Annotated in this window: 14 protein-coding genes and 1 CRISPR repeat array; of the genes, 3 read left to right on the top strand and 11 right to left on the bottom strand. The window is 41.2% G+C overall.

Annotated features, from left to right (window positions below; genetic code table 11):
* The 10 genes from VST71_08670 to VST71_08715 form a co-directional block, all read right to left on the bottom strand.
* Positions 1–603, bottom strand: coding sequence for a hypothetical protein (locus VST71_08670; GenBank protein ID MEC4685786.1), 603 nt, complete (start codon positions 601–603; stop codon positions 1–3).
* Positions 600–2,417: an RAMP superfamily CRISPR-associated protein gene (locus VST71_08675; protein ID MEC4685787.1), complete on the bottom strand. Its 1,818-nt coding sequence runs from the start codon at positions 2,415–2,417 to the stop codon at positions 600–602. Before VST71_08675 ends, VST71_08670 begins: the two co-directional genes overlap by 4 nt.
* Positions 2,414–2,908 carry a hypothetical protein gene (locus VST71_08680; GenBank protein ID MEC4685788.1) on the bottom strand — a complete coding sequence of 165 codons (495 nt, stop codon included), beginning with the start codon at positions 2,906–2,908 and terminating at the stop codon, positions 2,414–2,416. Before VST71_08680 ends, VST71_08675 begins: the two co-directional genes overlap by 4 nt.
* Positions 2,908–4,011: a hypothetical protein gene (locus tag VST71_08685; GenBank protein MEC4685789.1), complete on the bottom strand. Its 1,104-nt coding sequence runs from the start codon at positions 4,009–4,011 to the stop codon at positions 2,908–2,910. Before VST71_08685 ends, VST71_08680 begins: the two co-directional genes overlap by 1 nt.
* On the bottom strand, positions 4,008–4,754 hold the full coding sequence (locus VST71_08690) for an RAMP superfamily CRISPR-associated protein (GenBank protein MEC4685790.1): 747 nt from the start codon (positions 4,752–4,754) through the stop codon (positions 4,008–4,010). Before VST71_08690 ends, VST71_08685 begins: the two co-directional genes overlap by 4 nt.
* Positions 4,738–6,315 (bottom strand): hypothetical protein, encoded by a 1,578-nt coding sequence (locus tag VST71_08695; protein MEC4685791.1) that lies wholly within the window; start codon positions 6,313–6,315, stop codon positions 4,738–4,740. The genes VST71_08690 and VST71_08695 overlap by 17 nt, the downstream gene beginning before the upstream one ends.
* Before the next feature lie 623 nt (positions 6,316–6,938).
* Positions 6,939–7,394 carry a DUF86 domain-containing protein gene (locus tag VST71_08700; protein ID MEC4685792.1) on the bottom strand — a complete coding sequence of 152 codons (456 nt, stop codon included), beginning with the start codon at positions 7,392–7,394 and terminating at the stop codon, positions 6,939–6,941.
* Positions 7,391–7,825 carry a nucleotidyltransferase domain-containing protein gene (locus VST71_08705; GenBank protein MEC4685793.1) on the bottom strand — a complete coding sequence of 145 codons (435 nt, stop codon included), beginning with the start codon at positions 7,823–7,825 and terminating at the stop codon, positions 7,391–7,393. Before VST71_08705 ends, VST71_08700 begins: the two co-directional genes overlap by 4 nt.
* Positions 7,826–8,189: 364 nt before the next feature.
* Positions 8,190–8,878: direct repeats of the CRISPR family, unit length 35 nt; unit sequence GTTTCAGTTGCCTCTTAACAGCGGCTCTTTTGAAC.
* A 690-nt stretch (positions 8,879–9,568) separates the two neighbouring features.
* Positions 9,569–9,982: a pilus assembly protein gene (locus tag VST71_08710; protein MEC4685794.1), complete on the bottom strand. Its 414-nt coding sequence runs from the start codon at positions 9,980–9,982 to the stop codon at positions 9,569–9,571.
* Positions 9,963–10,211 carry a ribbon-helix-helix domain-containing protein gene (locus VST71_08715; GenBank protein MEC4685795.1) on the bottom strand — a complete coding sequence of 83 codons (249 nt, stop codon included), beginning with the start codon at positions 10,209–10,211 and terminating at the stop codon, positions 9,963–9,965. The genes VST71_08710 and VST71_08715 overlap by 20 nt, the downstream gene beginning before the upstream one ends.
* A 176-nt stretch (positions 10,212–10,387) precedes the next feature.
* Between VST71_08715 and VST71_08720 the strand changes: the two genes are divergently transcribed.
* On the top strand, positions 10,388–11,518 hold the full coding sequence (locus VST71_08720; GenBank protein ID MEC4685796.1) for a PAS domain-containing sensor histidine kinase: 1,131 nt from the start codon (positions 10,388–10,390) through the stop codon (positions 11,516–11,518).
* A gap of 42 nt (positions 11,519–11,560) precedes the next feature.
* On the opposite strand, the gene VST71_08725 is transcribed toward VST71_08720, so the two are convergent.
* Positions 11,561–12,343 carry a hypothetical protein gene (locus tag VST71_08725; GenBank protein MEC4685797.1) on the bottom strand — a complete coding sequence of 261 codons (783 nt, stop codon included), beginning with the start codon at positions 12,341–12,343 and terminating at the stop codon, positions 11,561–11,563.
* A gap of 195 nt (positions 12,344–12,538) precedes the next feature.
* On the opposite strand from VST71_08725, the gene VST71_08730 reads away from it, so the two are divergent.
* Positions 12,539–12,976 carry a DnaJ domain-containing protein gene (locus VST71_08730; GenBank protein MEC4685798.1) on the top strand — a complete coding sequence of 146 codons (438 nt, stop codon included), beginning with the start codon at positions 12,539–12,541 and terminating at the stop codon, positions 12,974–12,976.
* 183 nt (positions 12,977–13,159) lie between these two features.
* Entirely contained in the window at positions 13,160–13,780 is a 621-nt protein-coding gene (locus VST71_08735) for a class I SAM-dependent methyltransferase (GenBank protein MEC4685799.1), read from the top strand.
* Positions 13,781–13,861 lie beyond the last annotated feature (81 nt).

The raw sequence follows: 13,861 nt of genomic DNA on the forward strand, positions 1-13,861 counted from the left end.
TTAATCCTCCACGGTTTTTTCCTTTAATTTAAGCTCTTCGATATCCTTAGCCTCAGGGTATAAGAACCTCCAGAGGACGGGCTCTTTTTGCTTATTGAAATATTCCCTTATCTTTAATACTGGATATTTTTTTTGAAGTTTCATTATGGCATCAGGGTATTCAATCGGTCTTGAACCAGCGACCCTGAGTTCGTAGTAGGCTTTCTCCTTGTCATTATATGTTCCCCAGAGCATCAGGTTTCTGTCTTTAAAAGAAGCTATATCTTTATCAAAGTCTTGCTCTGGCTTAAATGCTTCTGGGAATTCATCCCAATTACCATCTTCTATCAATATTAAGAGTGAAAATTTACCTTCATAAAGCCTTCTCCATTCAAGCTGTCCTTTATCCCAGAATATCCTTCCTTTAAGCCCATATTCTGCAATCTGCTCACAGTTTAAGTCAGCAAATAATCTTCCAAGGTCGGCAAAATTATAGCGGTGAACATATTCAATAAGGGCATGGATATTATCTGCCTGTTTAAGCCGTTCTTTTGTAGGTTCACTATATAGCCAAGATTGAAGTGAGCTTCCATCAACTATTCCTGCTATTACAGTTAAATTCACTTTATCTCAGCCTCCGGGATTATATTTTCAGGGGTCCATTCTAAGACTTTTTCTCTGAATGAAGAGACTGCATTCTTAACGACCTCATACAATATCCCGTTTTCAGGTGAAATCCAGAAATACCTATCTGGTTTTATTGTTGCAGAGACATACCGAAATCCTCCAACCTTTGAAGTAGGAGTAGTAGCCATTTCAGAAAGCACACCGTTACCATGTGTAATCGCTTCCATCCTTGTACTCCCCGGAAGGAGTTTTACTCTACCGAAGCCTTTATTCTTCCCAAAACCTACCGAAATCCTGGCATTATGGAGGTCTTTAAGCAATAATGATACAAGCCCGAAGTGCCACAATTTAAAGTCATGGATTTCTATCTTAAAACAGATATCTCCTGAATCATCCGGCAGGTCATCATTTTCAGGGAATCTACCCACTTCATAGAATGGGTAGAAAGGTCTTGAATTAAATTTCTTGCCGTGAGCCGCACCACCAGTGAACCTGTCAATTGCCACATGGTCAAGGAGTTTGAGCCTATTTTTAAATTTATTTGCATCTATCGGGACGGCATCAGAAAAATATATCCTTCCACCCATTGCAGGAAAACCGAATAATTTACTGATAATACAGGCATTATCATATACATCATTAAAACCTGCTTTTTTAAACTCTTTACCTTTGTCTCTAAGTCTTTTCAAATCCCAGATGGCATTCAGAGTAAATCTGCCGTCCCTGTCATTTTTAAAAGGATCATTATTCTTAAATCTTTCGAAGATCATTGTTCGTACCATCCGCTCTGCATGGGAACGGAGGCAACCTCTAATTGAAGAACCCGGAAGATATGGTATCCCTTCTTCATTAAGGCAGAAAGCTGAATCAACCGATATTAGATCATTAAGGGGTGGAAAATCTTGCAACTTATCAATTGGCTGTCCTTCCTCCTTTTTAGATCCTTTATAACTGACTGATTCAAGAGAATAACCTGTCTTTACCATAATCGGATCAATGGGTCTGAGCACACCTTCTATAATGAGAACCTCTGGCCCAGGATACTTATCACCTGAGTGATTGCTTGTTCTTAAGGGATTGGTTTTTAAATTGTCTCTTAAATTTATTAAATTAATCTGTTCCAAGGCGTCTACTCCATCGAGCACAAACCTTAAGACATCTTCAGGGTTGGAACTATCGAATACGGAACATTTTAAATTCTCAATCGTAAATTCTCCATGACCTGTGCCTGTCTTTCCCCCGATAGAAGCCCAGCCCTTTTCCATTAATTCAAGCAGGTCAAGGAATAAATGGAATGCTTCTTTATCTGGTCCCCTGCCATGGTCTTGAAGAGCTTTTTCTTCCTCAATAACATTCTTTTCTCTAAATACACAGGAAAAACTGAATCTGCTTTTTGAAGAAATAACTTCATCATGGAAAAGATGCTGCTCCTCAGCGCTACCCCTCTCCCGGTTGATGGAAGTTCTATCCTGTATAAATGACGTGCCCATTGAAGCAGGAATTAACTGTGCGTCATGCACAATAAGTCTTGATTCTCTACCTTCGTTTCTGCCATTCCTTTCTTCTGCTGCTGACCCAAAGAGCGCCTTAAAAACAGGTTCAGCATCAATATTCTCTGTTGGCACTTTTTCAAGTCTCAGTCTTTTCTTTGCAAGGGATGCCATTATGCCACAGATGGACGTTCCGGAAATTACAGGAACTCCATCCATTTCTCGTAAGACAAGACTATCAATATAATCATCTTTTTCACCAGAGCCAAGATGAAGTGGACTTTGAAGAACAAGCTCACCTTTAAAATAATGACTCTTCATGAAGCAATACCCTTTAAAATATCTCTAATAATACTTCGCAAAATATCCCTTCTCCATTCCATAAAATCATTTCGACGTAATTCAAAAGAATTTATATCAATATCACTTGTTTCCTTAATAAAACTCCCGAGATTATCTTCCAATCTGCTATCAGTATATTCATTTCTTTCTTTTTTAGACCATGATGGAAGTTTATCGGCTAACTCTTTAACAATATTACTCTTCCAGGCACTTTCCTCCTTTTGATTTTCATGTGCAAAAAACATGGCCCAGTTTTTAACCTCATCGTCTCTGAAAATAAGTTCTATGAATTGCTCATTCTGGGTTTTAGTTTCAGCCCCCTTAAACTTTGATAAAAAGTATTTAATTTCTTCCCCTTTTGCTCTGTTATTATCAAGAATCTCTGCAAATATTGAGACGTGGTCAATTGCCTTTCTTGCTCCCAGCTTTACGGCTTCTTTTATTAGTCTCTTACGGAAGCGTTCATTCATTACATAACCCCTGATTGAAAATGAAATGGGTCATTAATCCTTATTTCTCCAAATCCTTCCTGTCTTCTTAATCCCAATCCATGAGCCTGTAGTTCTTTAAAAGCCCCTATCAAATCACTTTGGTTCTTATCCCTCTTAAGTTCAAATCGAAAGAGAAAAGAACTCCCCATTGAAATGGCAATCTCTGCCTCCAAGGGTCTCTGATAGGCGCCATTCCAGCCATGAACAACTTTCTTAGATGAAAAAAATCGTTCAAGCTTGCAAAATTCAACCGTATCCCTGACAATATCCGATATAATTGTTTCAGGCACATAAGTCAGATACCTATGGAATGAATCAGGTAATATGGTGTCTGAATAACAGCTAATACTGAAGTATTCTGGATAAAAATTTATATTTTCATTCAGAACCTTGGTAACATCATCCTCTTTCTTCAAAAAAATCCTGCCGGGACTTCTACCAATGGGAATTTCAATGCCATCTATTATACCCATTTTTTTAAGTGTATCCTCTAACGTCTTATCTAAATCATTTATATTTGACTTTATATATCCAATAAAGACAGTGCCTCTTGGTATCGTTATTCTTGAAAAGAGCCTTCCTGCTTTGGTAACTCCCCTTATATTGTCCCGTTCATGTTGTGTAAGCTGGTTGAAAGATAGATGAAATGTATTGCACGCAGGGGGATTCCCTGAGTAAAACCCCTGATGTTTTACGTAATCCTCATATTCAACGTTCTCGGGAATACCCCTTAAAAGCCAGTCATCAACACCATCTGCATAACCGTTTTGTGAATAGTCAACCCCGTCACTTTTAAACCCAGGGGCACTTTTGAATGTCCTTGCAGATAGAGGTGCTGGTTTTGTCCTATAGCCGCCTTTGTCTTCAGGATAAAGATTGGAGAATACTACATTGCCGGAGTAAAAAATGTTCATGAAATTTTTATCAGGTTTGTCCCCAGGCCTGATACCTGTTAATGAGGCTACAGTTCCCCATAGAATCCTGCCGGGGATAAAAGGAAGAGTTTCATACTGATTTCCAAATCCCTGCCTCTGTGAAAGGCAGATTTCTTCAGTAACTTCAGCCCTGACAGGATAAATCATAACACTCTCTCTGCCTGTCTTATAGCATTCTTCCAATCGGCTATATGTTTATTGATATGTGATTTCCAACCGTTTTCAGGGATAACCCGGCATTGACCGAGCCCCCTGTTTCTATTCCCACCAATTTCAGTTATCAGTCTAAGGCAGAGTAAAGCCAATGAATAATCAAAGTAACGTATATCATCAGAATATCGTTTATGGTCAGGCATTTCTAATATGTTCCCCACAAGACCAACCGGCATATCAATCAGTCCTGATGAAAAAAGTGCATCCTCTCTCGCTCTTCTCAGTAAGGGATCGATACTGTTCCGTGCACGTCGTGTATAAATATCTCCGGTAGACTCGAATAAGTTCTTGAAAATTTGATCATATGGTTTCGTAACATAAGCTCCTGAGAAGTCAAAACTCCTTTTTATTTCGCCTCCAGGTATCCCAAATATGCGACAAAGAGGGCAAAGACTGAAGTTATCCTTTCCGTAATCAGGCTGACAGTACTTACCTTCTCCTTTGGATTGAGCATCGCAGAGATCATAGCTCCCCCAGTATTTATTTTCATAACAATGTTGCCAGATGGATGCCTTAACCCTTCCCCTTACACTTGAGGCAGGGATATAGGGAACTCCGTCTGAAAGGAGAGAAACCATATCATACTTCCCAGGATCTGTTACTGAAGAAGCTATAATAAAGGGAGAAGAGAATTCAATCTTGTATTGAATGTTATACAGTTTATCCTCCTTCCTCAATCAGACCGAAAATTTCCATCATCTCTATGATGTCTACTATCGGGGTAGAGTCCCCGATGATATTCGGTTTCACCGGAAGATCATTATTTAATGAAAATCTTCCAGTCAGGGTATCTATATAATCTTTATTTTTGTCGCTCAAACGTTCGTACCATAGTTTATAGTCCTTTTTTGCTTCATCTCTTTTCTGCGCCAGCAGAATCGCCAGATCTTTCAGTTTGTTCATGGGAAATTCATCACTAATAAGCTCAAGAGATGTTTCCGTAAGTTTAATAATCTCATCAGGTGTGTATGGCCCCCCATAGAGCATAAGATCTACATTTCCAGAATCGGTTTTTGTCATCCTACGTATTCTTATGGAATTTAAGTCACCGGATGTCTGGTTTTTTATAAGACAGAAGTCAATAAGGGAAGGCTTGATACTATCGGAACTGACTCTGCTATAAACCTTTGCTCTTGTCTCAAGCTCTTTTCCTATGTGGTTAAAGTTCTGGATTGGATAGTTATATGGAGCAAGAACTACACCTGCGGACATGGTAAGGTATTCAGGAAGATCATTATCTGACTCTTGAATATCCTTAAACGTTTCCATAAGTTTCTTTGATTTTTTTTCAAAAGTATTAAGAAGAGAAGATGCCACATCCAGTGCAAAACACCCCTGTATAGCCACAGCAAGGTCATCGCCCCCAATATATAGGACCCTTACAGGTAGTGCAGTAATACCAGGAGAAGGTAGCTTCGCTTTAATCGCAGGTTCGATTACAACCTTAAAAGATTCAAACAGAGAGTCTTTTATTATTTTTGTAAGTTCAGGGGAGAAAAGCTCATAAAGGTCTTTGTTTTTTCCTACATTTTTTGTTAACTTACCGAGTCCGTTCACATCTGCATAGATAATCCCCATTATCCTCTTCTCAGAAGTGCCGGCTTCTTTTATCTGTATATCTTCCCTATTGTTCCAACTTACAATACCGCCAAAATCTTTCGGAAGGGAATATTTAAAATAATCAATGAGTTGCTTTTCTACTTCAGAATACTTGTTATCAGGATTTTTCTTGTCAAATATGAACTTCTCTGCTTCAGATGTATTGAATCTTCTCTCTTTATTGCCTGGAAGAACTACAACGTTTTCAGCGTTTCCAATGCCTGAACTTTCACAGGGTACCGATAAGATAGATGAGATGATTAGCTCATTATCACATGGCTGGCTCTTCCTCACCTGCATCTCCCTAAACATCGGCATTAGTACTTCTCTATAAAAGTCCGCAGGTGAGCTTGATAAATGAGGAAAGATTTGTGAGGTTACAGAGATTCCATATTCTCTGTATGAATTGATAGCCTTAATTTCAAAGTCCTTTGCGTTCTGATAACTATCACATTCAGCTATAACCACTCCACCGCCAGCACGGATGATTTTGCATCTGGAGCGTTTAGCTATATCCCGAATATTTTCATCCTCTATCCAGGAAAGTAATAACGAGGCATTGCATATCTCTTTCAGACGTCTGGAAGCAAAGACGTATTCCTGTATGCGGTTACAGTCTATGAAGACATATTCAGACATTGCCCTCTCTATTTTTGTTTCATGTAGTCGTGTTGAAATTATAGTTGTTCCGTCTCTGAATGTCAACACACACGCACGCACAGTATCCGAATCATGTCAAATGAAAATATACCGTCCATAGCTGGCAAACCCTTTACATGCGCCCCGGAAGTGTCATTTCAGGGCGTACATATCTGGCTGGATTACCCGGAAATATTGACTTCTGGCAGGCAGGAATAAAGCTGACAACAGGCAAAATGCTTTCCCGCATATTCACCCTGTAACTGGACCGATTCAAGGTTTTAAGTCGCCTCTTACTTACGGCTCTTTTGAACGGTATATTATGGGTTTTCAGGTAGTAAGGGGAGGAATGTTTCAGTTGCCTCTTAACAACGGCTCTTTTGAACCCTCCCTCTGTAAACCCTTGATACATAAGCCTCTACAGGGCAATTCCCGCCTGTCTAAATTTTCTCTCTCCATTTTCCTCAAAATTGCACCACAAACAGCCTTGAAGTTGTCAAAGAGCCGGTGTTTGCAACGCCCGCTTGAGAGATTTTATAAAAAAAACGGACCGAACTCTTTTCTGAGCTTAATTTTTTTAGGTTGCTAAAGAACTCTAAGTTTGACTTTGAAAGTCTCGTTTCTCAATTCCTCATCGTATTTTCTTTTACCTTATAATCCTTTATAAACCTTCCAATTTCCAGAATAAAATGCTCTATATCTTTCAGGTCGTTCTGAAGTATTTCATATAATTCTTCATCCGTGATTTCATGATAAAAGTGGACAATCCTGTTACGATAACCTGCCATCTCCATGAGTTTATACATGAGTGGTTTTGATATAATCCCGCTTTCTCCAAGTCCCTTTGCTATGTTTTTGTATTCATGTGTCAACCTGACCTTGCCTGTTTTAGCAAGAACATGTCTTCCGATATCAAATATTGCCTCAAGACAATGCCGGATAAACGTCTCAGCAGAGGCAGGGTTTTTATAGTCTTCAAGAAACTCTTCCCTTGACAGTTCACTCAGTTCTCTTAAACGTGAAAGCGCAACTCTTATGGCGTCGATTCTCCCTGTCAGCATCTCCATATTCAACTTCATCCGCTTATAGCCTCCAGCACTTCTTTTGTGTACCGGTCGTAATCAGGCTTCCAGTCCTGATAGAGCTTTATTACCATCTCTTCATATTCAAGCCTCCGGTCTTCGTCACAACTGTAGACCACCAAACCGCTGATCGCCTCAAACTGAAGAATAACGCCGGTCTCCTGCAGGAAGATAAGATCCAGCGTAAAAGGCGAGAGTATTTCGTTCAGTTCTGAATAGAGCCTTCCGTAGGTCCTTATCCTCTCTTTTGGACTCAACGGTCTTTCAAGGAACACAACGCCCATGTCTATATCAGCAAGAGGATCCTCCGTCTTTTCGTATTCCTTGCCTTCGAGAAAGGCAGCACCCTCCTCAGCCCTGGAGCCGAAAATATAGGCCGCAAGTATCCCGTAGTCCTTACAAATCCTGTCAAACCTTTCCTTCCTCATCTTCTCCTCTTTTCCTCAGTCACCTGAACCTGGCCAGAAGATCATTCGGGCTGAACAATATTGAATTCGTCAAACACAACATCCCAGGGTATAGCTTCTATCTTTTTTAATTTCAAGCCCCACTTTTACCCTCCTGCTTTGAAGTGCAACTTTCAGCATATAGCAAAATGCTACCATTTCTGTCAACAAAAAATATACCGTCTATAGCTGGTAAACCCTTTACCTGCACCCGGGAAGTGTAATTTCAGGGCGTACATATCTGGCTGGATTGCCCGGAAACATTGACTTCTGACAGGCAGGAATAAATCTGACAACAGTCAAAATGCTTTTCCGCATATTCAACCTGTAACTGGACCGATGCAAGGTTTTAAGTCGCCCTTACTTACGACTCTTTTGAACAATGCAATTTTTCATTTTTCGGGGAGGAGGATCGGATGTTTCAGTTGCCTCTTAACAGCGGCTCTTTTGAACAAAAATGAGTCAAAGATGAACAATCAAGAGGATGAAGACGTTTCAGTTGCCTCTTAACAGCGGCTCTTTTGAACGCAGTCTGGTCACTCAGCGCGGAAGACAAGATCCCGTTTCAGTTGCCTCTTAACAGCGGCTCTTTTGAACATATCTTGAGCAGAACGCCCCCAAGATAGCTCAGGAGCAGAGTTTCAGTTGCCTCTTAACAGCGGCTCTTTTGAACGCGATGCTGGGGAACTTGTCCTCAGATACCGCCACCGGGTTTCAGTTGCCTCTTAACAGCGGCTCTTTTGAACTTTCTCCTGTTATGGTGGATATTACTCAAAAAATGGTTTCAGTTGCCTCTTAACAGCGGCTCTTTTGAACGACAGGGTTCGTCCACAGAGTGGAAGGTTTTCGGAGAAGTTTCAGTTGCCTCTTAACAGCGGCTCTTTTGAACTCTCGGGTTGTTTCCGAAGAGGAGTTTGAAACTAAGTTTCAGTTGCCTCTTAACAGCGGCTCTTTTGAACACATGAAATAACTTCCACGCCAAACAAGAGAGAAATGGATAGTTTCAGTTGCCTCTTAACAGCGGCTCTTTTGAACCCTCCCTCTGTAAACCCTTGATACATAAGCCTCTACAGAGCAATTCCCGCCTGTCTAAATTTTCTCTTTCCATTTCCCTTAAAATTGTACCAAAAACAGCCTTAAAGTTGTCAAAGAACCAGTGTTTGCAACGCCCGCCTGAGAGATTTTATAAAAAACACTCTTTTTCTCTTTAAAATTCCCCAGGTTACTCGCCTTTTGTTAAACTGTTACCTTATATTCGTATTTCTCAGGCGGTACTCAAGCGGTATCTGCCGAATCCGCTTGTTGTATAACTATCTCTCCATTATACACTATAATAGTGGATACAGGGGCAGACCGAAGACAGTAAATGCACTTGCCTTGAATGCAATTTATAGGGGTCTCAACATTCAACATAACGAAACCCGCATCCCCTGTTTTTACTTCTTATGTCAAATGTTTCGACCCCAAATTCCTTCCCTTTACAGATAACGTGCTGGTCACCAGATGGAAGGGACTCATGCCTCTCAACCAGGACCGCCAACCCTTCCGGTCTGGTGCACTGTCTGGTTGGGTATTTTTATTCGATAACCATAATGGGGATGTGCTTATTGTGCACATCCCTGAAAAAGCATTACTCTCTGCGGTTAAATACCGGGAAATCTCCAGGATTCGACATATCATGAGAGACCCTGAATCAAGTTCAGGGTGACAGTCTTTATTGATGATTCAATAATCCAAAACATTTTTTATCATTTCTTTTTTTATGGTTCTGTAAATATAATAATCGTTATCTATTGTTAGTATTTCCTTTATTCCAGCTTCTTCTGAAACTATAATTAAACTGGCATCAGCAAGGTCCATTGGTATATCCTTATACTTATTAGTAATTTCTATTATTCTTTTTATTTTGTTAACCGATATTTCAAATACTTCAACTCCACCTCTATTTATCCATTCCAAAAATGCAATTTGTGCATTTACGTTAAAATCCAGCATATGACTTGCTTCCGTTATAACAGGCCATGTAGTAATTAATTTCCCTGCATATCTTTTTAGGTATTCTGTTACTCTATTGTGATATTTGTCTTTTCTGTTAAACAATGCGATTATTGGGCCAGCATCAATGAGAACCTTTTTCAATTAATTTATCCTTTAATTTCTTTTTATAATTCTGTGAAAGTTCTGTATCTTTAAATTCATACTTTCCGAATAAATCCACTCCAAGTTCATATGGGGTCTTTTCCATTTTCCTTGTTTTTATATATGCTTTTAAAGCTTCTTTTATTATCTGGGATTTTGTGGCCTTTTCTAAAGCAGCTATTCTGTCTATTTCATCTTCCATTTCTTTTGGTAATCTGACAGTTAACATAGTAATCTCACCTCCTTGTATTACATATTGTAATACAAGGAGGTGAGAAAGTCAATTGTCGTTTTTTCCCTGTTGATTTTTAGTCTTTTCTATGCTATGGTGAGGTGTGTGAGGATTAGCTGACGGTGAGGACAGATGTTATGACAAATCAGGTCAGGGGTAATTGTTGCTGAGCTATGAAAAAGATGGACACCTACTTCGCCCCTGCAGAACGGGCCAATGAAAAAGAGCTTATTGAGGAAATTGAGACAGTAAACAGAAACCCTGTAATGTCCGGGTTGCTCCATTCAATCAGCGGATTACTCGCCATCCTGGATGAACACCGGCAGATTATTACCCTGAACGATTCATTTCTGAAAATGCTTGGCATTAAGGATCCGGCTGAAGCCCTGGGATTGCGGACAGGGGAAGCGCTGCAGTGTATTCATGCCCAGGACGAACCTGCCGGATGCGGCACCACCAAATTCTGTTCAACCTGCGGGGCCGCAATAGCAATAGTCTCCAGCCTTAGCCAGGACAAGCCTGTTGAAAGAATCTGCGCGCTAACGGCAAACAGAGGGGGCCGGACAGTTGATATTGCACTGCTGGTTAGATCTCACCCGATAAATATCTCCGGAACAAGATTCCTTTTACTCTTCCTGCAGGATATCAGCATCCAGCAGCAAAGGGCAGCACTGGAAAGAACGTTTTTTCATGATGTCAACAACATGCTGACAGGACTTGTTGGGGCAAGTGAAATGCTTTCACTTGAAGATAACAAGGAGAATCTGATCAAAATCATTCACCAGTCATCGTTACGTCTGAAAAAAGAAGTGGAGATACAAAGAAGCCTTTCACAAAGCGAAACCTATACATATCATCCCCTGATACACGAAACCTCAACAGGACAGATACTGGAAGAACTTCAATCATTTTTCGTCAACCACCCGGTAGCCCGCAACAAAAACCTGCAATTTCCAACATCTTACCCTGCCCTGTCAATCAATACAGATATGTCATTATTGTTGCGTGTCCTTTATAACATGCTCACGAATGCCCTTGAGTCCGCTGGGGAGAACGGTACGGTAAAAGTATGGCTGGACCACAACGACAATCTTCTCTCCTTTTACGTATGGAACAGGCAACTGATTCCACAGGATATCGCTCAAAGGGTATTTCAACGCAATTTTACCACCAAAGAGGGTGCAGGAAGGGGAATCGGCACATATTCCATGAAATTATTCGGGGAACAAATCCTTGGCGGACAGGTGAGTTTTACAACATCCGAGGAAGAAGGAACGGTATTCACGTTTTCCGTGCCCTTATGAAAGGACAGACAGGGTTTACAGTTTTACTTTCATGTTTCTGTTTTACTGTTTCCGGCGAAGAGACTTTGCCATGAGTGATATTGCAATATCCAGATACTCAACAGGGTTGAATAAAGGCCCTAATATCTGAGCCTGTGCTGACCTGTTCAAAAGAGAGTCACTATAGGACGCATCAGGACACCGGCGCTTCAGCTCAGCAGTAATAAATGCAAAGTTTGCTGATCGGGTGGGCTTCAGCATGGAACCAAGGGATGAATAGACCAGGGAATTTTCCCGAAATGCGATTATGTGTTTCATTCCGGCATATAAATTAAGAAAACCTTCGCGGTTTTCCAAAGTATCCACGTGATGCTTTTCCGTAGACTTGCTCATTACAAGCCCGCCGGAAATTACGGCACGGCCCAGACTTAATTTCTTCTCCTTTTCAATCGTGGTCCTGGTGAACTGCTCTATGCAGGTGCCACGCAATATGATCCCTATTCGGCTGTAATCAACAACAAGACTCTCACCCTCTCTCGATTCAACACGCAGTTGCATATCATCAAGGAAAAAGCTTCGTACGATAAAACGGCTCGTATCAGACTCAATCTCCTCCGGGTCCAAAACAACCGTTTCAAAGCCTGCAGACCTGAGTTTGGCTGCTGTTTCATCTGCAGATGCAGGTTCTGCATACACGGCAACAATAACAGGAAACTTTCCGGCAACACGTAAACGGGAGCCTGCCTCGTACAGTGTTGTACCAATAATCTCACCAAGAATTGCTGCAGCGTTATTTTTATTCTCAGGTGTATTACGAATAGCAACGATATTCAAGGAATGGACCATATGTTTTTATATCTCCCTATCAGGTTTCCCTAATCCGACCATAAACATATCATAAGCGATTACGCCTTTATTAGCAACAGGTCGAATTGCCTTCCTGTGCTCTGTACGTGTACAGTTTGAACGATATGTTTTATAATAGATATTGTCCTGACAGGAATTTTATTTATATAAACACAGGGGAGAAACGAAAATACTATGGGCAATGCCTCGTATTATATATGGTTAATAGTCCTGATTATCTATATTATCAGCCCTCTGGACCTTTTCCCGGGCTTCTTTGACGATCTTATCGCCATTGGGTTGTTATATTACTTATCTTACAGGAAGACGGCCCGGCAAAAACAGGGGACCTATTCACACAGCAATAACCGAGATAATGCCGGCAGTCAATCCCGTCAGCAGGATACCAGGCTCCTAAGCCTGGAGGAAGCATACAGGACCCTGGGGGTCTCACCTGATGCTTCATGGGTGGAGATAAAAAAGGCATACAAAGAGAAAATCTCCAAATGTCACCCTGATAAGGTCAGTCACCTGAACGAAGAACTCCAGGAGAAGGCTGAGGAGTTGACACTCAGACTTAATAATACCCTTGAAGTTATCAGAAAGAGTAATGGAAACAGGTCTCAGCACTAAACATTCCTCACGGAGAGTTTCAAAATACAATCAAAAGAGCCTCTTGCAAAAGTCTGAAAACATAGCAAAATGTCATTCTGAACTTGTTTCAGAATCTAATAAAAACAATAAGTTAAGAGACCCTGAAACAAGTTCAGGGTGACAAATAGAAGACTTTTGCAAGAGCCTCAAAAGGTATAGTTAATGAACAGAATGAGAACTGACTTTGATGAGCGGTACAGGAAAGGAGACCTGCCATGGGATACCGGAAGACATGACAAAAACCTTGAGCTTGTTATAAGAGAAGAGCAAATAGCCCCCTGCCCTGCCCTGGAACTTGGTGCAGGAACCGGCAGTGATGCTATCTGGCTGGCACAGCAGGGTTTTAGAGTAACTGCATTGGACATGTCGCCGACTGCAATCGGGATAGCCCGCAAAAAGGCCGCAGCAGCCGGTGTAGAGATTGAATTCATTGTTGCAGATATTCTCAGAGACGAAATACCTTCAGGTCCTTTTGGTTTCGTATTTGATCGTGGCTGTTTTCATACTTTTGATCTCCCGGAAGAAAGATCACGTTTGGCTGAAATCGTATGGAGACACCTGAATCCCGGAGGTTACTGGTTCAGCCTCATTGCCAGCAGCGACGGACCCAAACGGGAATCCGGACCACCAACACGGTCTGCCCTTGATATTGTATCGGCAGTGGAATCATGGTTTGAGATCATCTCCCTGAAGACCACATCTTTTGACTCTAAACTTCCTGAGGCACCCCGCTCCTGGGCATGCCTGATGCGAAGACGCGACAAGGCCTCAACAGAGCACTGAAGAGCAAGGCCGGTAGTGATATCACGGTCTGAAACAGGGTCTCTGATTGACTTGGAATCCTCTGTATGGTTAATATTAATC

The sequence above is a fragment of the Nitrospirota bacterium genome (genome assembly GCA_035873375.1).
In the GTDB taxonomy this organism is placed as follows: domain Bacteria; phylum Nitrospirota; class Thermodesulfovibrionia; order Thermodesulfovibrionales; family JdFR-85; genus BMS3Bbin07.